The following is a 17514-nucleotide window of genomic DNA, read 5'->3' as shown; positions in this document are numbered from 1 at the left end:
TTTTTAAATTGCTTCGCCAAGGTGTACGCTAGTACGATAAACCATGTACACTAAACCTTGGTCATTGCGAAACTGTTGATATAAATCTTGTAAATCAGCGATCGCTTGTTCGTATGCAGCACCTTCACTCGGAAGATAAGATACACTCATCGCCCTACCAATTAAGCCAGTTAAATCTAATTCTTGACGATAAATAAATGTATACTCACGAATATTAGTAAAATGTGGAGTAGTTAACAAAGGTTCTACCGACTGCATCCTTGATTCTGCTGGGTGGTTATTCGATGCTTCGCGGACTATGCGGCTATACTCTGCGGTTAAAGCATCTTCTTTATCACGGTTATTCCACACCACAGCCAACCGTCCCGATGGTTTGAGGATGCGGTGAAACTCTAATAAAGTTGGTTCTGGGTTAAACCAGTGGAAGGCTTGAAAACAAGTTACCAAATCAACTGAATTATCCGCTATTTGGGTAGATTCTGCCGTTCCCTCACGAAACTCTACCAATGGATGAGGTTCAGCAGCTTCTCTCATCGCTGCGTTTGGTTCAATAGCTATAACTCTCACACCACGTTCAGCTAATAAGCGTGAGGAAATTCCTGTACCAGCGCCAATATCTGCGGCTACAACTGGCGAGGATAAACCATCAAGAAGAGTATCAATAGCTGCGGCTGGATAGCTAGGACGATATTTTACATAAGCTTCCGCTCTATCGGAAAATCTATCTAGAGGCTTGAGGGTGTGTAGAGGTGTGGTATCAGTTTCGCTCATATATGTTGTTGCAAAACTCAGAATCAATCTTTAATATAGGGGATTTGGTGTGTTGGCGTTCCACAAAACGATATCATGTTAGGCGATCGCACTAAAAAGTACATTTTCTACACACCAATAGAAAGTTTAGTAAATATAAATACCAAAGAATTACCAGAAGTATTTTTATGAAAAACAGCCACTTATAACAAGTAGCTGCTTTCATATAACTATAAATAGGGCTGGCTGAATAAGGGCGAAAGATAGCAGAATGAAGAGTTTCAGGGTCAGGAAAGAAAAATAAGGTGAAAAGAAAAAGGGTAAGATAAGTAAAAATCCTTGTAGCAAGTTGCGTTAAAATGTATCGAAGAGCGCAAAAGCAAGAAAAAGCAGCAGAAAACTTTGAACTACCCTTTGGGGGAAAACTAGCGTCAGATAACCGATGGGTAATCATGGCGAACATGATACCTTGGTCAAAATTTGAAGCAGAGTACGCAGAAATATTTTCAGCAAGAATGGGAGCGCCAGCCAAAACATTTAGAATGGCGTTGGGAGCATTAATAATTAAAGAAAAATTAGGAATAAGTGACAGAGAGACAGTAGAACAAATTCGGGAGAACCCGTATCTGCAATACTTTATAGGAATGTCAGCATATAGTAATGAATCTGCATTTGACCCGTCAATGCTAGTTCATTTTAGAGAAAGGATAGATATAGAATTAGTCAATAAAATCAATCAAGAAATAGTCAGGAAGATGTTAGAAAATAAACAGGAGGTAGAAGTAAGAGCAAAAAAGCCAGAGGTCGAGGATTCAAAAAGTAAGCCAGCCAATAGAGGAAAATTAATATTAGATGCTAGTTGTGCGCCAGCAGACATAAGTTATCCGACAGATTTAGGATTATTAAATCAAGCCAGAAAGCAAACAGAAACAATCATAGATACATTATATAAGTCCTTATTAGTAAGAAATATCAACAAACCAAGAACCTACAGAAACAAAGCAAGAAAGGATTATTTAGCAGTAGCCAAGAAAAGAAAACCAACAGTTAAAGAAAGAAGGAAAGCTATCAGAAAGCAACTGCAATATATCAACAGAAATTTAACTCATATTCAGCAGCTAATAAATTTAGGTGCGTCACTATTAAAACTGAGCAACAGTCAATATAAGATGTTGCTAGTAGTAGCAGAAGTTTATCGTCAACAGTTATGGTTATATGAAAATCAAAAAATTAGTATACAAGACCGCATTGTCAGTTTAAACCAACCACACATTCGTCCGATTATCCGAGGTAAAGCCGGGAGAACAGTAGAGTTTGGGGCTAAGTTTTCAGCTAGTTACTATGATGGCTATGTATTTTTAGACCATATTAGTTGGGACAACTTTAACGAATCAGGAGACTTAAAATCACAAGTAGAAGCATACAAAAACTACACCGGATATTATCCTGAATCAGTTCATGTTGATAAGATTTATCGGACGAGGGAGAATCGAGCTTGGTGTCAAGAAAGGGGAATTAGAATTAGTGGCCCACCACTAGGTAGACCCCCCCAAAATGTCAGCCCTGAAAAGAAGAAACAAGCCGCTTATGACGAAAGGATTCGTAATTGTATTGAGGGCAAGTTTGGACAAGGTAAACGAAGATTTAGCCTTGGTAGAGTTATGGCTAAACTTCCTCATACTTCTTTCACCGCTATTGCCATAACTTTTTTAGTTATGAATCTTTCTACTCTGCTATTACGGCTTTTTTGTGTATTTTTTTGCCTATTTTTCAAAACTGAGTCTTTTTTTACTTCTTCTATTATCGAAACTGATATTTCATTAAACCTTAAACAACAAAAACTTATCTTTTTTCTGGACTGACTACTTAATCAATTTTTCTCTTCCTTTGAAATGACTTTTTCAGCAAGCCCTAAATACTAATTTTGCTGATTTAACCAAACTTCTAAATCACTAACTTCTGCAAAATCAAATAACGCTTCTCCTAAATCTTCTAACTGATCAGCAGATAAATTCCCAACACGCTCAAATAATGTAGTGTCGGCGAATTGGTTCAAGGGTTAATTCAGTTTTTAATACTTCAATTTGTTGTGCATCTATTCCCAACAACCAGCGCACAAATTCTTGGGGATACTGTTCTGCTAAATATTTACAAGCGTTGTCGTAACTCAAATTTGATTTTGAATACCTATGTAAGGATGTTTATATATGATAAGCTGTAACGCATTTTACTTGTTAAAAATAAAGTCTATTAGGTAAATTAATATTGCCATTTTCTGAAAAAACACTATTAATATTTAGCCCAAAATAGTTTACAAATCTTTTTACTACAAACTCTTGTAAAACTTGTATATTTTCAGATTTGTTAATAACTCTACTGTATTTCAATGTTTGTGAGGTTACTGGCTCTCCTACTAAAGGGCCAGCAAAGGATATTCGTTGTCCTGAATATAAACTAATATAATTAGTATTAACCATTGTGACAGTTAATAACATATCATTAAAGGGTAAATACGTATTCCAAATTTTCATTATTCCCTCTATCTGAGAAATAAAACTATTGCTCATATCTAAATATCTTAAAATATTATTAGAGGTTATATCTGTACCAGTTCTAAGACATTCTAAAGAAATTAGAAATTCACAATGACCATTTCTAAAAATTTGAATTTTATGACCAAGTTTGTTTAGCTGTTCATTAGGTAAATCTTGGTTAATAATTCCATGTTCATTTGGTCTTGTATTATAGCGTTTACCAGTCTAATGAAGTACAGTAATTAAAATAAATCAGTGTATCTACTCAAGGGTAAAAATGAAACCATATTCCCTGGACTTTCGCCAAAAAATATTTGATACATACTTGTCAGGTGGAATATCACAACGTCAATTAGCAAACAAATTTTGTGTCAGTTTAGGTTTTATTGAGAAATTACTAAAGCAATATAGAGAAACAGCAAGTATCGCTCCTAAAGTTAGGACAAAACAAACTCCTCCAAAGCTCAACGAAGAACAAATTAAGATTCTGGAAGAAATAGTCGAAGCTAAGAATGATTCGACTTTATCAGAAATCCGCTTCATTCTCAAAGAAAAAACAGGAATAACAGTTGGTATATCTACGGTAGACAGGATGTTACAGAGGAGAGAAATAAGCCTTAAAAAAAAACATTGCACGCTGACGAAAAAGAAACTGAAAGAGTTCAATTATTAAGGGTACAGTTCTGGCTTCAACTTCATGGGATACCAGAGGAAAACCTTGTCTTTCTTGACGAAGCCGGAGCTAATCTATCTTTAATAAGACACTCCGCCCGTTCTAAAAAAGGTAAAAGAGCGCATGGGTCACGACCTCAAAAACGCTGTAAAAATGTTTCCATAATTGGAGCGATTGCTCTTAAAGGCGTGATTAGTCAATATAGTATTTTAGGAGCATCTGACGGGCTGACATTTGAGGCTTATATTTCTCAAAAATTAGTTCCTCTTCTGTGGGAAGGCGCTTGTGTAATCATGGATAATTGTTCAATTCATAAAGGTGGAGATATTGAGAAATTAATCGAAGCTGCTGGAGCTAAATTGATTTATTTGCCACCATATTCGCCGGATTTTTCACCAATTGAAAACTGTTGGTCAAAAATTAAAAATTTACTACGTTCTATTGGAGCTAGAAGTTATCCAGACTTAGCAAAAGCAATTGAAAGTGCTTTTAATCAAGTTTCGTTAAATGATATTTATAATTGGTTTACCCATTCTTGTTACTGTACTTCACCAGACTGAGAAACGCTATATATGGGTTCAAATTATATGACAGCATTGAATAGCCATCAAATTGAGGCAAACGTAAGCTATTGATTAAGTTATACAACTGTGGGGTTAAAGGATTAATACTATCATCATAAATATTAAGAGGTGTAAGACTAGCTATAACCCATAGTTGATTGCCAGCAAAATTAATCCATTCTTTTTCTCTCAGTTCAATAAATTTAGAATTATCAATCTGATTAATATAAATATTATTTTGACTTAGTTGATTAGTAACCCAATTTTCATGTTCTAACTTTATACATTTCAATTTTTCTACTGTCCATTCTTTTTCATTTTTATCGATTAAAGTATGATGTGTTGGACACAGAAGGATTAAATTATTGTATTCATCTCTTTGTTCAGCAGTAAGGTCACTTTCCCCGCGAGGGCCTTTCTGTTTATCAGCAATAATGTGAGCCATTTCGCCTAGTACACTTTCTGAACCAACAGGTGTTAATTCGATTTTGCAAATAGCACACCGATTTCCAGAACGACCCCAAAGCATTTTTACATCTTTCTCTTTCATAACTTGTTGCTTCCTTGTCCTTCATACTTCAATTGTTGATAACAAAACAGCCACCTCCACAAGGGAAGCGGCTGTTTTTTCACTTATCTCACTACAGAATGTTAGTAATCGAAGTCACCGCCGCCAGCGCCAGCACCAGCAGGAGCAGCATCCTTGGGTTCTGGCTTGTCAACAACGATGCACTCGGTTGTCAACACCATACCAGCGATAGATGCAGCGTTTTGTAGGGCAGAACGGGTTACTTTCGCGGGGTCAACGATACCAGCCTCGAACATATCTACATATTCGTTAGTAGCAGCGTTGAAACCTACGTTGAAGGCTTTCTCTTTGACACGTTCAGCAATTACAGCACCGTTTTGACCTGCGTTTTCCGCAATTCTCTTTAATGGTGCGGCTAATGCACGAGAAACAATCAAAGCACCAGTCAACTCTTCATCTTTGAGGTTGCTGTTAGCCCAAGTTTCTAGGTCTGGGGTGAGGTGAGCCAAGGTTGTACCACCACCAGGAACGATACCTTCTTCAACAGCAGCTTTGGTGGCGTTGATAGCATCTTCTAGGCGGAGTTTCTTGTCTTTCATTTCGGTTTCGGTAGCTGCACCTACTTTAACTACAGCTACACCACCAGAAAGTTTAGCCAAGCGCTCTTGGAGTTTTTCCTTGTCGTAGGAAGATTCGGTTTCTTCCATTTGGCGACGAATTTGTTCTACACGAGCTTTAACTGCAACGTCATTACCTTCAGCAACAATTGTGGTGCTGTCTTTGGTGATGGTGATGCGGCGAGCTTTACCTAAGCTGTCTAGCTTGGTGTTGTCTAGCTTCAGACCAGCATCTTCGGTGATTAATTGACCGCCGGTGAGGATAGCGATATCTTCCAGCATAGCCTTACGGCGATCGCCAAATCCAGGAGCCTTCACAGCAGCTACATTCAGTACACCGCGTAAACGGTTAACTACCAAAGTTGCTAAAGCTTCTTTTTCAATATCTTCAGCAATAATCACCAGGGGACGACCAGCACGCGCTACTTGCTCTAGAACTGGTACTAAATCTTGCACAAGAGCAATTTTCTTGTCGGTCAACAGCAAGAAAGGCTCATCGAAAATCGCTTCCATCCGCTCGGGATCGGTAGCGAAGTAGGGGGAGATGTAGCCTTTGTCAAAGCGCATCCCTTCTGTTACTTCCAATTCGGTAGTTACAGACTTACCTTCTTCTAAGGAGATAACGCCTTCCTTACCTACTTTATCCATAGCTTCAGCAATCATCTGACCGACTTCATCGTCGTTACCAGCAGAGATTGCACCAACTTGGGCGATCGCCTTAGAATCTTCTACAGGACGAGCGTGTTCTCTGATTCTGTCTACCAAGAAGTTGGTAGCTTTATCAATACCGCGCTTCAACAGAATCGCGTTAGCACCAGCCGCAACGTTACGTAAGCCTTCTTTGACAATTGCATGAGCCAAAACGGTAGCTGTAGTTGTACCGTCACCTGCTGCATCATTGGTTTTAGAAGCAGCTTGGCGAATCAAAGCAACGCCAGTGTTTTCAATATGATCTTCTAATTCGATTTCTTTAGCGATGGTTACACCGTCGTTAACGATTTGAGGCGCACCAAATTTCTTTTCTAATACTACGTTACGACCTTTGGGGCCAAGGGTAACAGCTACAGCCTCAGCTAGGATGTCAATACCACGCTCCAGGGCGCGACGAGCGTTTTCGTTGTAAATAATGCGCTTTGCCATAGTTGTGTCAATCTCAGGAAGTTAAATCAAGTGTTGTGTCAGTGGTCATTGGTCATTAGTCATTGGTATGGCTATGACTAATTAGCCAACGACTGCTAGAATGTCTTTTTCAGAAAGCAGTACGTATTCTTCTGTTCCGAGCTTTACATCAGTGCCAGCGTACTTGGAGTACAGCACCTTGTCGCCAATTTTTACTTCCAATTCTTGACGGCTACCGTCATCATTACGCTTGCCTGCGCCAAGGGCTACAACTTCACCTACTTGGGGTTTTTCCTTAGCGGTGTCGGGCAAATATAGACCACCTGCGGTCTTTTCTTCCGATGCGCTCACTTTCACGAAAACGCGATCGCCTAAAGGTTTGACTGTCGATACACTTAAAGATACAGCTGCCATATTTAATTTCTCCAGAGTTAGCACTCTCAACTCCTGAGTGCTAATTTACCGAAAACCATCCTAGCATGGCAATGTTTGAGTGTGTACGGGTTTCCGAACTGGAATTGCTGGGGAATGGGGAGTAGGGAGTGGGGAGTGGGGAGTGGGGAAGAGGAAGGAGATGAGGGAGATGAGGGAGAGAAAGAAGCAGGGAGCAGGGGGAAAGGTGGAAGTCCCTCTTCCTTGCTCCCTTGCCTCTTCTGCCTCCTGACTTTTGACTATGGACTATGGACTAATGACTAATGACTAATGACTAATGACTAATGACAAATTTAACAACCCCGTAAGTACTAATACTCAATTATTCGTAATTTTCAGGTTTTTTTCTGTAAGTAACGAATATTTTTATATGGAGAACTTTATTTGCAAAGTGGGGAATTTGTTATAGAACAGTAACTAGAGATACGCTCAATGAGTAACAATACAGTGATGTAGTGCAACAAAACTCAAGGTTTAGAGCTTGCGTGTTTGTTGTTCTAGATCGATAATAATTGTCTAACCGGAAGTGTCTGGTTTCGCCAAGCAAAACCGGAGGTTATTGAGCGGATCATCCAAAAAACACTTGATAGGCATAATGGTGGTGCAAGAATCTCATTTTTAACCCATCCTTTGCCGAAAGTTCCCTGAATTGCTTGTGGACATCCAACAAAGGCTTAAAATCAACAAGGGTAATGTAGAGCAGTAAGCCGATGAAAACGCGGGTTGTGTTACAGATAGGGTCATCTTAAGCCAATACTTACTTGTGACTAGAAAGATTATTATTTAATCAGTGTATTTTCACCCGCAACTTTCAAAGGGATATATAATAGCGCATTATAATACTATTGCTCTGCGTATCCTTACTGGAATTTTGCCAATGCACTGGTGATGTCATCGAAAGTGAACACCACTTTTAAGACTCCAAGGAAGAAAGGGCAACTTAAGTGGGAAAAATGACAATATCTCGACAATCCACCATATTAAGGATAACCATTCAAGACCTTGATGGATCGAAGCGCGACAAGTGCCACTGCTATGAAAGAGCCCAGCATGAAAGATCACAAACGACTCCTATTAATTGATGATGACCCTAACCTCATCTTGCTGGTGAAGGACTACTTGGAATTTAGAGGGTATGAAGTCGTCACGGCAGAAAACGGAAGAGAAGCTCTGGAAATTCTTGAACATGATGTTCCAGACATGATCATCTGTGACGTGATGATGCCAGAAATGGACGGATATACCTTTGTTGAACAAGTCCGGCAAAATGAACGTACCAGTTGGATTCCTGTTCTTTTCCTCTCGGCAAAAGGACAAAGTGCAGACCGAGTTAAAGGTCTGAACAAAGGTGCAGATGTTTACATGGTCAAACCTTTTGAACCAGAAGAACTTGTTGCACAAGTAGAATCTTCACTGAAACAGACTATCCGTTGGAAGGAACACCAAGCTAAAGGTGGGGAAAACGGTTCCCGCATTCAGGTTCCTTTCGATGTCCAGTTAACCCCAACCGAACTGAAGGTAGTACAGTTTGTTGCTAGGGGTTTAGCTAACCGTGAAATCGCTGAAGAATTAAACGTTAGTCAGCGCACTGTTGAAAGCCATGTGTCCAATATGTTGGGCAAAACCAATCTCCATAACCGTACTGAACTCGCACGGTGGGCGATTGAAAATCAAATGGCTTAAATAGCTATCAGCATTCAGCCGTCAGCTTAATAATGATTAACTGACAGCTGACAGCTGATAGCTTTTATCAATTCAAAATACCCTACGGGAAGCTAACGCTACAAAATTCAAAATTCAAAATTTAGTAGTTGAATTTTGAAGAATTGGTATTAAGCAGGAAGAGGCAAATAAACTGAACTACATAAGTCAAGGTCAAGAAGCTCAAAACCTCCTGCCTCCTGCCTACCTAATTAATTATTGAGTTCTACCATTTCACATACGTTACCTCGGACGCTACCCACACCCTTGGTAAATTGACGGTCTTGCTTGTTGATGAGCATTTGCATTCCATATTTGGGAGCCATGACAATTAGTGCATCCCTGTCTAACCGTTGCTGAGGAATGTATTGCAGGCGATATTGGGTTAACAGCATTGCCAAAACTATTTTAATCTCCATGAGCGCAAAGGGTGCGCCGATACAAATGCGAGAACCAGCGCTAAACGGGTTGTATTCGTACATCGTGGGTTCTTTATGTTCCCAGCGCTGGGGATCAAACTTCTCTGGGTTGGGGAAGATTTCTGGCATGTGATGGGTGTGGTAAATGCTGACAAAAACTTCTGTCCCTGTTGGTAATTCATAGCCTCCCAGAGATGTTGGTTGCGATGTTACTCGCGCATTCCAGGGTACAGGGGGTAATACTCGCAAACTTTCTTTAATTACTCGCTCTAACAAGGGTAGTTGCTGCAACTTCTCTACAGTTGGTGGTGCGCCTTGCAAAACACTTTCCAACTCATCAAGTAAGTCGGCTGCTACTTGGGGATGTTGGGAAAGTAAAAACAGCGTCCAAGTTAAGGCGTTGGCGCTGGTTTCATGACCTGCTGCAAAGATGACGCTGACATGACCTAGTAATTCATCTTCGGCTAATCCTAAGCCACTGTCCACATCCCGCGCTTGGATAAGCATTGACAGTACATCCTTTGAGTCTAAGCCTTGGGCTTGTTTCTGGCGGATGAGGGTACGCATTTCATCATCTAGCTGCGCCATTAAACTCAGCAGACGGTGGAAAGGTAGACCTGGGATATCGAATGGTAGAATGGCGATCGCAGGTGAACCCAACAAAGTACCAATTTGCTGCAATAATCTGGCACTCTTACCCCCCTCATTACCAATATCCTCACCAAATAAGGTTTTAGTAGCGACGCGCAATGTCAGCATTCGCATCACTTCACAAAGATTCACAGATTTACCTATTGGTAATTGTTCTAAAACCGATTGCGTAATAGTCACAATATCATCACAATAAGACTCAATTCGCTGTCTATGAAAAGCTGGCATTAATAATTGGCGATGCTGACGATGATTTGTACTATTAACACCAAATAAACCTACACCAAAATGTTTTAAAGTTTCCGTGCGTGGAGACTCATGACGCTTACGATATAAGCCTCCAGTTAAGGGGTATTTATGATAAACCTCATGCTGACTTGTAACCTCTCGAACATTTTCTGGCCCATAAGCCAGCACAGTACCAGGACAGTAATCTTCTGATGAGTAAAGATTTGTCCCGCCTCCTGCTACTAAAGACACCACTGAACCATATTTTTTAAATAGACAACGCGATAAAGCAATAGAGTCTTGAACATATCCTACAAGCGGTGCAATGCGTCCAAAAATGGGTAAAGGATTAGGCCCAGGTATAGTTAATCTCGGTCTATCAGTGGTTATTGCCATCTTTATATAAAACACCAGGAATATAGAAATGTTAGTCTATTATTACTTGATGAGATAATAAAAATTTATTTTCAATTGATGGGTTAACCTATTAAACATTTAATAAGTATTTGCTAGATAAAATACAGTATTTAATTGTTAGTTATTAATTGTTTTTGAAGAACTTTTTTATAAGTAAAGTGTTTATTTCTTTGTGTATCAAAATCATAAACCTTATTCTGTTATCATGCGTTTTTATCAACCATTAATCTTATGCGTAAATTTCTCATTGATACAGATACAGCTTCTGATGATGCAGTGGCGCTCATTATGGCGCACCATTGGCCAGATGTGGAAGTTTTAGCACTAACAATAGTCAACGGTAATGTTCCCGTTGGGCAAGGCGTGAAGAATGCTTTGTACACCCTTGATGTATGCAACGCTTCTACACCTGTATATGTGGGTTGCAACAAGCCTATGTTACGGGAAGCTAGTTATGCTGATTGGTTTCATGGCAAAGATGGTATGGGTAACATGCTCTATCCAGAACCGAAAAGTGAACCCCACTCAGCACATGCTATTGATGCGATTATTGAAACTATTAAAAAATATCCTGGGGAAATTACGTTAGTGACGTTGGGTCCGTTAACAAATATTGCGGCTGTGCTGTTAAAAGCGCCAGAAATAGCTACATTGGTTCAGCGTTGCGTAATTATGGGGGGTGCTGCAAATACAGTGGGCAACGTCACGCCTGCGGCTGAGTATAACATTTGGGTAGACCCAGAAGCCGCCAAGATTGTCTTTGATAGCGGTATGACGATGGAGATGGTTGGTTGGGAGTTGAGCCGTCATGATGCAGCTTTGACGGCTGCGGAAGTAGAAACAGTGAGAAACTTCGGTACACAAAGAGCGCGTTTAGCAATGGACTGCAACAAAACAGCCTTGGAAGTTTCCATGAAAATGCAAGGTGCTGCTGGTTTAACTCTAGCTGATCCTGTAGCGATCGCAGTTGCTCTTGATCCAACTATTGTCACACGTCAAGGCAAATACTTCGTAGATGTGGAAATAAATAGCGAACTCACCAGAGGCGCTACAGTCGTCGATGAGTTAGGAGTGTTACAAAAACAGCCAAATATCAATGTCGTTTGGGAAATAAATGTACCCAAATGGAAGGAGATTTTATATCGTTGTTTACGGTAGTCAATAGTCCATAGTCAACAGTCCATAGTCAACAGCCTCAACTACATAAATTTATTGGAAGCTTTAACAAAGTGAGGTTAAAATCACAAGCAAACTTTAAATCTGGAGTGGGACTATGAAGACTGCGGAAAAGTTGGCTGCGGGTTGGCTACTAACACTCGGATTCACGTTTCTTACATTATCAGCCTCTGCGGTAGCGGAAATTCATACAATGCTTAAAGACATACCTACAGGTAATAATGAACAGGTTGCATTTGATGATGTGAATACACCTGCTCTGAATGAACTTCAGAATACTGCTACAAATGGTGTGATATTTGGTGTGCCAACGATGATTTTAGGAACGTGGCTGGGTGTAGGGCTATACTTGCAAGAAAGAAACTCTAAAAAAGCACTTCAGCAGCAATTAAGCGATCGCCTACAAGCTACCTTTTATGGGATGATCCAAGAAAATCAAGGACGGATTACAGTTTTAGGCTTTGCAATGCAGTCACAACTCCCTACAGCCACCGCTAGAGAATATTTAGACGTAAAAGCTAAAGAATTGAACGCTAATTTTAAAGTCAGTGAGGAAGGTTCGGTATCATATCATTTTGATGTCTGATTCCCTATCTCTTGACAATTAGGTCTAATGACGCAGATTTTTTTAAGTGTAGGAGCCATTTTAGGTGGTTTGTCAGTTGCCGCCGGGGCTTTCGCTTCCCATGCCCTACGAGAAAAAATTAGTGAGCAATCGCTAGAGATATTTGAAACTGGCGCTCGTTACCAAATGTACCATGCTCTAGCACTCTTACTAGTAGCCGTCTTAATCACTCGCCTAGAAACACCACCAACAACTTTGATAGCAAGTGGCTGGTTATTTATTCTAGGTATTGCCATTTTTTCCGGCAGTTTATATGCCCTCAGCCTCACCGGAATTAAAATTTTAGGTGCAATCACCCCACTCGGTGGAGTCGCCTTTTTACTTGGCTGGGGTGCGTTAGCTGTTGCCGCCTTCAGTATAAAGTTTTAAAAGCGTTAAAAATCAAAACTTCTTTTCTTTGTGTTTTCTGTCTCTGTGCTTTAAACTTTATTAACCACACAGACACAGAGAACACAGAGTTTATATTTCCTCGATTATTGTTAAATTTTGCGTTATTAATAATCAAGCATCCTGCTCAATATTTAGTAAACTAAATAACTAACACGCCTTCAAAGCTTCCTAACCCGGCGGAGCCTTGAAAGAAGTAGGCAACTTGATTTAATACAAAGATATGGCGCTTATAGTTCAGAAATTCGGTGGTACATCTGTCGGTTCAGTCGAACGCATCCAAGCAGTAGCACAGCGTGTCTATAAAACAGTGCAAGCAGGAAATTCACTGGTGGTAGTGGTTTCTGCTATGGGGAAAACTACCGATGGACTCGTCAAGTTAGCCAATGAAATATCTCGAAATCCTAACCGCCGGGAAATGGATATGTTGCTTTCCACAGGCGAACAAGTCACCATCGCACTTTTGAGTATGGCGTTGCAGGAACTCGGACAACCTGCGATTTCCATGACTGGCGCACAAGTAGGTATTGTTACCGAAGCTGAACACACCCGCGCCCGAATTTTACACATTGAAACTGAACGTCTACAACGTCATCTGGATGAAGGTAAGGTAGTTGTCGTAGCAGGTTTCCAAGGTATTTCCAGCAATGGAGAATTAGAAATCACCACATTGGGACGTGGTGGTTCTGATACATCAGCCGTGGCTTTAGCGGCTGCCTTACAAGCAAACTTCTGTGAAATTTATACAGATGTACCAGGGATTTTAACTACAGACCCCCGCCTCGTACCCGAAGCCCAGTTAATGGCGGAAATTACCTGTAATGAAATGCTGGAGTTGGCAAGTTTGGGAGCAAAAGTCCTCCATCCCCGCGCTGTGGAAATTGCTCGTAACTATGGTATGCCTTTGGTAGTCAAGTCTAGCTGGACAGATGACCCTGGTACTTGGGTGACTACACCCAAACCCCAAGGGCGATCGCTCGTCAATTTAGAATTAGCTCGTCCAGTCGATGAAGTAGAATTAGATACAGACCAAGCCAAGGTAGCACTATTACGTGTACCTGATAAACCAGGGGTAGCTGCAAGACTATTTGGGGAAATTTCCCGGCAAAAGGTAGACGTAGATTTAATTATTCAATCAATCCACGAAGGTAATAGTAATGACATCGCCTTCACCGTCACCACACCTATATTAAAACGAGCCGAAGCCGTAGCAGCCGCGATCGCCCCATCTCTCCGCAGCCCCACCAACCCCAAATCAGACGAAGCAGAGGTAATGTTAGAACAAAACATTGCCAAAGTCAGCATCGCTGGCGCAGGGATGATCGGCCGTCCTGGGGTAGCCGCGAAGATGTTCGCCACCCTAGCCGAAGCTGGCGTGAACATCCAAATGATTTCCACTAGCGAAGTCAAGGTAAGTTGCGTAGTTGATGCCCTAGATGGCGATCGCGCCATTACAGCGTTGCGTAAAGCATTTGAAATCGAAACCCCAGCCACTTCTTCCCCTACTCCCCCTCCGGGTTCGCAGTCGCCTGCGGAGGGAAACCCTCCCGCAGCGCTGTCTCACTACTCCCCACTCCCCAACGCCACTTGCTACAACGCGGGGAACCCGCGCAACGCAGTGGCTCCTCCCCACTCCCTTCCCCCCGTTCGCGGTGTCGCCCTAGACTTAAACCAAGCCCGTCTGGCGATTCGTCAAGTACCAGATCGTCCGGGGATGGCGGCGCAATTGTTCGGTATTCTGGCAAAGCACAATATCAGCGTGGATATGATTATTCAGTCCCAACGTTGCCGTATCGTTGATGGTGTTCCCCGTCGAGATATTGCTTTCACAGTTCCCCGCATCGATGGCGAAACAGCCCAGCAATTACTTACCCAAGTAGCAGGACAATTAGGTTGGGGTGATGTGGTTTTAGATAGTGCGATCGCTAAAGTTAGTATTGTTGGTGCAGGTATGGTGGGACAACCAGGTGTAGCCGCCAAAATGTTTGACGCATTAGCTAAACACCAAATCAATATTCAGATGATTGCAACTTCGGAAATTAAAATTAGCTGCGTTGTCTCTCAAGAACAAGGTGTCCAAGCTTTGCAAGTTATACACTCAGCCTTTGAGTTAGCTGGTAGCGAAAAATTCGTAGTACCTGCTTAGTTAGGGAAGGAGTAGTTTCAGGTTGCTGAATCTGATGATTTCATCGCTTCACAGCCTGTTAAGCTATTCTGTTTGGGAAAACTTTTTAATATCTTCCCAATTAGAACCACTTGCGGGATTTTTTTTGTAACTCTCTAAGCGACGATCTAATTCTTGTTGTTGCGCTGCACTCAGAGGGATTTCCTCTTGCTGTTCTAAGATACTGTCCCATAAATCTTCAGCAAGTTGGATACGTTCTGCAACGCTGAGTTCAGAAATTTCAACTTTTAACAGGGGATGAGAACTCATGAGTACAGGAATTAGGATTGAGTTTTCAAACATTTTACAATATTGCAGCTTGAAGTAGTACCGGAGTTACGGGCGATCGCCTCTGCCAGTAATGTCAAGATTGATTCTGGAAAATACCTTGACACCGCCATTGACCTAGAATACATTAAGAAATGTGTAATGCTTTAAGATTTTTTAACACTTTCTCTCTCAATTAATAATTTTCTAGCTAGTAATAATCTTTTTTAGGAGGTTAATACCGCTTTATTTGGTGGGTACTTGACTAACCTTTATAACTGAACGTAGTTTATAATAACGAGCGTTCGATATAAATCAACTATAACCATGCCTAAGATTGTTGACCATGACCAATATCGTAAAGAACTGCTCAATAAATGCTTTGATTTGTTTGCCGAAAAGGGCTATGGTTCCGTCACGATGAGGCAAATTGCACAAGCATTAAAAGTTTCTACAGGTACGCTTTATCATTACTTTCCCAGTAAGGAAACATTATTTGAGCAATTAGTGGAGGAAATCAGTCAACAAGATATCAGTGCAGCATTAGCTGAAATGGATGGTGCAAAAACCATAGAAGAAGCCATGACAGCTTTAGGTAAGTATTTAGTTAGAAATGAAGACTACTGCATCAAGTGGACATATATTTGGGTGAATTTTTGCCAGCACCAAGGAGCAAAGGAAGTACAAAATAACATTGTATTCAAGCGTGTTAGTCGGCGTTACCAGCAGGCTGTGTGTGACTTTTTAGGTATTCAAGATATGGTCATAGCTTCCTTTGTATTGAGTTTAGTTAATGGCTTGATTTTGGAAAAGCTTTGGTGTAATGAAACCATCGATATTCAAGAACAATGTGCATTGTTAGGCACAATGCTCAAGGCGTATTTGCAGCAAAATCAAGTAGAAAAAATGGCTAACTGTCACAACAACTGACAGTGTTAAACAAACTTATTTTGTGAGGGGAATATGAGTCAAAAATTGCTATTCAAACCAGCAAATCAAGGATTAATTGCATTAGTAATCGGTGCTACTGTGATGACGGCGGGAATTACTTTTTATGCAGTTTCTCAGTTTGGGCAAACTAAAACTACGGCATCTGACTCAGCACCAACCCAAGCCGCTACCCCAAAAATAACCGCCTTGGGTAGACTAGAACCAGAAACAGAAGTAATTAGTTTATCTGCACCACTGGCTTTAGATGGCGATCGCGTAGCCCAAATGCTCGTCCAAGAAGGTGATAACGTCAAACCTGGACAAATAGTAGCAATTTTAGACTCCCGCGCCCGTTTGCAAACTGCCGTATTACAAGCCGAAAAACAAGTACAAGTAGCCCAAGCCAGACTCAATCAAGTTAAAGCAGGTGCGAAAACTGGTGATATTCGCGCCCAAGAAGCCAGCGTAGAACGTTTACAAGCCCAGTTACAAGGCGATAGAACAGGCCAACAAGAGACTATCGCCAGGATAGAAGCGCAATGGGAAGGCGACAGAACAGCCCAAGCAGCCACAATCAAAAGGCTAGAAGCAGAACTCAAAAATGCCGAAGCTGAATATGAACGTTATCAGCAACTTTACTCCCAAGGAGCAATTTCCAGTTCAGCGATTGATACTAGAAGATTAACAGTAGATACCGCTCAACAGCAACTAGATGAAGCCAAAGCTGTACTCAACCGCATCAACTCAACCGCCAGCAAACAATTAGCCGAAGCCAAAGTTGCATTAAACAGGATTAACACAACCAGCAATAAACAAATCAGCGAAGCCAAAGCCACCCTTACCAGTATTGCCGAAGTCCGTCCAGTGGATGTGCAAGCAGCCCAAACAGAAGTAGAAAATGCGATCGCCTCACTCCAGCGTGCCAAAACTGACTTAGCAGCAGCTTACATCAAAGCACCCATAGCTGGACAAATTCTCAAAATTCACACCCGTGTCGGCGAAAAAATTAGCGATGACGGCATAGCTGATTTAGCACAAACCTCGCAAATGTTAGCCGTAGCAGAAGTCTATCAAACCGACATTGGTAAAGTAAAACTAGGACAACCAGCAACAATTACAGGTCAAGCCTTTGGTGGCGAACTGCGAGGGAAAGTTTCTCACATTGGCTTACAAGTAAACCGTCAAAACGTATTTAGCAACCAACCGGGTGAAAACTTAGACAGTCGTGTTGTAGAAGTGAAAATTCGTCTCAGTCCCGAAGATAGCAAACGGGTTGCAGGCTTGACTAACTTGCAAGTACAAACAGAAATCGAACCATCAAAGTAAGTTGAT

General features: G+C 41.2%; 19 protein-coding genes. 10 read left to right on the top strand and 9 right to left on the bottom strand.

Going from position 1 to position 17514, the window contains the following annotated elements; genetic code table 11:
- Positions 1-3 precede the first annotated feature (3 nt).
- The gene (locus NSMS1_RS21925) at positions 4-771 is read right to left on the bottom strand and encodes a class I SAM-dependent methyltransferase (RefSeq protein WP_224086845.1); all 768 of its coding nucleotides are present in this window, start codon (positions 769-771) and stop codon (positions 4-6) included.
- 338 nt (positions 772-1109) lie between these two features.
- Here NSMS1_RS21925 and NSMS1_RS21920 point away from each other — a divergent pair, with 338 nt between their 5' ends.
- Complete coding sequence (locus tag NSMS1_RS21920) at positions 1110-2612, top strand: IS5 family transposase (RefSeq protein WP_224085439.1); 1503 nt, start codon at positions 1110-1112, stop codon at positions 2610-2612.
- A 56-nt stretch (positions 2613-2668) separates the two neighbouring features.
- Here NSMS1_RS21920 and NSMS1_RS21915 read toward each other — a convergent pair whose 3' ends face one another.
- The 3 genes from NSMS1_RS21915 to NSMS1_RS21905 all read right to left on the bottom strand — a co-directional run bounded on the left by NSMS1_RS21915 (position 2669) and on the right by NSMS1_RS21905 (position 3317).
- A complete protein-coding gene (locus NSMS1_RS21915) occupies positions 2669-2806 on the bottom strand; it encodes a DUF4351 domain-containing protein (protein WP_224086844.1) in 138 nt (45 codons plus the stop codon).
- On the bottom strand, positions 2775-2921 hold the full coding sequence (locus NSMS1_RS21910; RefSeq protein ID WP_224095436.1) for a hypothetical protein: 147 nt from the start codon (positions 2919-2921) through the stop codon (positions 2775-2777). Before NSMS1_RS21910 ends, NSMS1_RS21915 begins: the two co-directional genes overlap by 32 nt.
- Before the next feature lie 63 nt (positions 2922-2984).
- Positions 2985-3317 carry a hypothetical protein gene (locus NSMS1_RS21905; RefSeq protein ID WP_224086843.1) on the bottom strand — a complete coding sequence of 111 codons (333 nt, stop codon included), beginning with the start codon at positions 3315-3317 and terminating at the stop codon, positions 2985-2987.
- A gap of 244 nt (positions 3318-3561) precedes the next feature.
- Between NSMS1_RS21905 and NSMS1_RS21900 the strand changes: the two genes are divergently transcribed.
- A protein-coding gene (locus NSMS1_RS21900; protein ID WP_263432530.1) for an IS630 family transposase occupies positions 3562-4517 on the top strand; the annotation gives its coding sequence in 2 pieces (ribosomal slippage) (positions 3562-3904 and positions 3904-4517; 957 coding nt in all).
- On the opposite strand, the gene NSMS1_RS21895 is transcribed toward NSMS1_RS21900, so the two are convergent.
- The 3 genes from NSMS1_RS21895 to groES form a co-directional block, all read right to left on the bottom strand.
- Positions 4483-5070: an HNH endonuclease signature motif containing protein gene (locus NSMS1_RS21895; protein WP_224086842.1), complete on the bottom strand. Its 588-nt coding sequence runs from the start codon at positions 5068-5070 to the stop codon at positions 4483-4485. The genes NSMS1_RS21900 and NSMS1_RS21895 overlap by 35 nt on opposite strands.
- Before the next feature lie 101 nt (positions 5071-5171).
- Positions 5172-6806, bottom strand: coding sequence for a chaperonin GroEL (gene groL / locus NSMS1_RS21890; protein WP_224086841.1), 1635 nt, complete (start codon positions 6804-6806; stop codon positions 5172-5174).
- Between the two features lie 81 nt (positions 6807-6887).
- Positions 6888-7199 (bottom strand): co-chaperone GroES, encoded by a 312-nt coding sequence (groES, locus tag NSMS1_RS21885; protein WP_067771985.1) that lies wholly within the window; start codon positions 7197-7199, stop codon positions 6888-6890.
- Between the two features lie 1023 nt (positions 7200-8222).
- Here groES and NSMS1_RS21880 point away from each other — a divergent pair.
- Positions 8223-8900 carry a response regulator transcription factor gene (locus NSMS1_RS21880; protein ID WP_015113911.1) on the top strand — a complete coding sequence of 226 codons (678 nt, stop codon included), beginning with the start codon at positions 8223-8225 and terminating at the stop codon, positions 8898-8900.
- Positions 8901-9130: 230 nt separating this feature from the next.
- Here the strand turns inward: NSMS1_RS21880 and NSMS1_RS21875 are convergent, their stop codons facing one another.
- Positions 9131-10612: a cytochrome P450 gene (locus NSMS1_RS21875; RefSeq protein ID WP_224086840.1), complete on the bottom strand. Its 1482-nt coding sequence runs from the start codon at positions 10610-10612 to the stop codon at positions 9131-9133.
- A 252-nt stretch (positions 10613-10864) separates the two neighbouring features.
- Between NSMS1_RS21875 and NSMS1_RS21870 the strand changes: the two genes are divergently transcribed.
- The 4 genes from NSMS1_RS21870 to NSMS1_RS21855 all read left to right on the top strand — a co-directional run bounded on the left by NSMS1_RS21870 (position 10865) and on the right by NSMS1_RS21855 (position 14967).
- Positions 10865-11791, top strand: a complete 927-nt coding sequence (locus NSMS1_RS21870) for a nucleoside hydrolase (RefSeq protein WP_224086839.1) — start codon at positions 10865-10867, stop codon at positions 11789-11791.
- Positions 11792-11906: 115 nt separating this feature from the next.
- Positions 11907-12395 carry a hypothetical protein gene (locus NSMS1_RS21865; protein WP_224086838.1) on the top strand — a complete coding sequence of 163 codons (489 nt, stop codon included), beginning with the start codon at positions 11907-11909 and terminating at the stop codon, positions 12393-12395.
- A gap of 27 nt (positions 12396-12422) precedes the next feature.
- Positions 12423-12803 carry a DUF423 domain-containing protein gene (locus NSMS1_RS21860; protein ID WP_224086837.1) on the top strand — a complete coding sequence of 127 codons (381 nt, stop codon included), beginning with the start codon at positions 12423-12425 and terminating at the stop codon, positions 12801-12803.
- Between the two features lie 241 nt (positions 12804-13044).
- Complete coding sequence (locus tag NSMS1_RS21855; RefSeq protein ID WP_224086836.1) at positions 13045-14967, top strand: aspartate kinase; 1923 nt, start codon at positions 13045-13047, stop codon at positions 14965-14967.
- Between the two features lie 63 nt (positions 14968-15030).
- On the opposite strand, the gene NSMS1_RS21850 is transcribed toward NSMS1_RS21855, so the two are convergent.
- Entirely contained in the window at positions 15031-15255 is a 225-nt protein-coding gene (locus NSMS1_RS21850) for an addiction module protein (protein ID WP_224095306.1), read from the bottom strand.
- A 42-nt stretch (positions 15256-15297) separates the two neighbouring features.
- On the opposite strand from NSMS1_RS21850, the gene NSMS1_RS35155 reads away from it, so the two are divergent.
- From NSMS1_RS35155 to NSMS1_RS21840, 3 genes are all read left to right on the top strand, one after another.
- Positions 15298-15423: a hypothetical protein gene (locus tag NSMS1_RS35155; protein ID WP_263432528.1), complete on the top strand. Its 126-nt coding sequence runs from the start codon at positions 15298-15300 to the stop codon at positions 15421-15423.
- A 156-nt stretch (positions 15424-15579) separates the two neighbouring features.
- Complete coding sequence (locus NSMS1_RS21845) at positions 15580-16182, top strand: TetR/AcrR family transcriptional regulator (protein WP_224086835.1); 603 nt, start codon at positions 15580-15582, stop codon at positions 16180-16182.
- Between the two features lie 33 nt (positions 16183-16215).
- Positions 16216-17508 carry an ABC exporter membrane fusion protein gene (locus NSMS1_RS21840; RefSeq protein WP_224086834.1) on the top strand — a complete coding sequence of 431 codons (1293 nt, stop codon included), beginning with the start codon at positions 16216-16218 and terminating at the stop codon, positions 17506-17508.
- Positions 17509-17514: the final 6 nt, after the last annotated feature.

The sequence above is a fragment of the Nostoc sp. MS1 genome, from assembly GCF_019976755.1.
GTDB lineage: Bacteria > Cyanobacteriota > Cyanobacteriia > Cyanobacteriales > Nostocaceae > Trichormus.
The sequence above is the reverse complement of the archived record's forward strand: the minus strand, read 5'-3'. Positions and strand labels throughout refer to the sequence as shown.

Excerpts from the sequence above, each read along its gene's own strand:
- NSMS1_RS21925 (WP_224086845.1), bottom strand. The coding sequence starts at position 771 with ATGAGCGAAACTGATACCACACCTCTACACACCCTCAAGCCTCTAGAT.
- NSMS1_RS21920 (WP_224085439.1), top strand. The coding sequence starts at position 1,110 with ATGTATCGAAGAGCGCAAAAGCAAGAAAAAGCAGCAGAAAACTTTGAA.
- NSMS1_RS21905 (WP_224086843.1), bottom strand. The coding sequence starts at position 3,317 with ATGAGCAATAGTTTTATTTCTCAGATAGAGGGAATAATGAAAATTTGG.
- NSMS1_RS21895 (WP_224086842.1), bottom strand. The coding sequence starts at position 5,070 with ATGAAAGAGAAAGATGTAAAAATGCTTTGGGGTCGTTCTGGAAATCGG.
- groL (WP_224086841.1), bottom strand. The coding sequence starts at position 6,806 with ATGGCAAAGCGCATTATTTACAACGAAAACGCTCGTCGCGCCCTGGAG.
- groES (WP_067771985.1), bottom strand. The coding sequence starts at position 7,199 with ATGGCAGCTGTATCTTTAAGTGTATCGACAGTCAAACCTTTAGGCGAT.
- NSMS1_RS21880 (WP_015113911.1), top strand. The coding sequence starts at position 8,223 with ATGGATCGAAGCGCGACAAGTGCCACTGCTATGAAAGAGCCCAGCATG.
- NSMS1_RS21875 (WP_224086840.1), bottom strand. The coding sequence starts at position 10,612 with ATGGCAATAACCACTGATAGACCGAGATTAACTATACCTGGGCCTAAT.
- NSMS1_RS21870 (WP_224086839.1), top strand. The coding sequence starts at position 10,865 with ATGCGTAAATTTCTCATTGATACAGATACAGCTTCTGATGATGCAGTG.
- NSMS1_RS21865 (WP_224086838.1), top strand. The coding sequence starts at position 11,907 with ATGAAGACTGCGGAAAAGTTGGCTGCGGGTTGGCTACTAACACTCGGA.
- NSMS1_RS21860 (WP_224086837.1), top strand. The coding sequence starts at position 12,423 with ATGACGCAGATTTTTTTAAGTGTAGGAGCCATTTTAGGTGGTTTGTCA.
- NSMS1_RS21855 (WP_224086836.1), top strand. The coding sequence starts at position 13,045 with ATGGCGCTTATAGTTCAGAAATTCGGTGGTACATCTGTCGGTTCAGTC.
- NSMS1_RS21850 (WP_224095306.1), bottom strand. The coding sequence starts at position 15,255 with ATGAGTTCTCATCCCCTGTTAAAAGTTGAAATTTCTGAACTCAGCGTT.
- NSMS1_RS21845 (WP_224086835.1), top strand. The coding sequence starts at position 15,580 with ATGCCTAAGATTGTTGACCATGACCAATATCGTAAAGAACTGCTCAAT.
- NSMS1_RS21840 (WP_224086834.1), top strand. The coding sequence starts at position 16,216 with ATGAGTCAAAAATTGCTATTCAAACCAGCAAATCAAGGATTAATTGCA.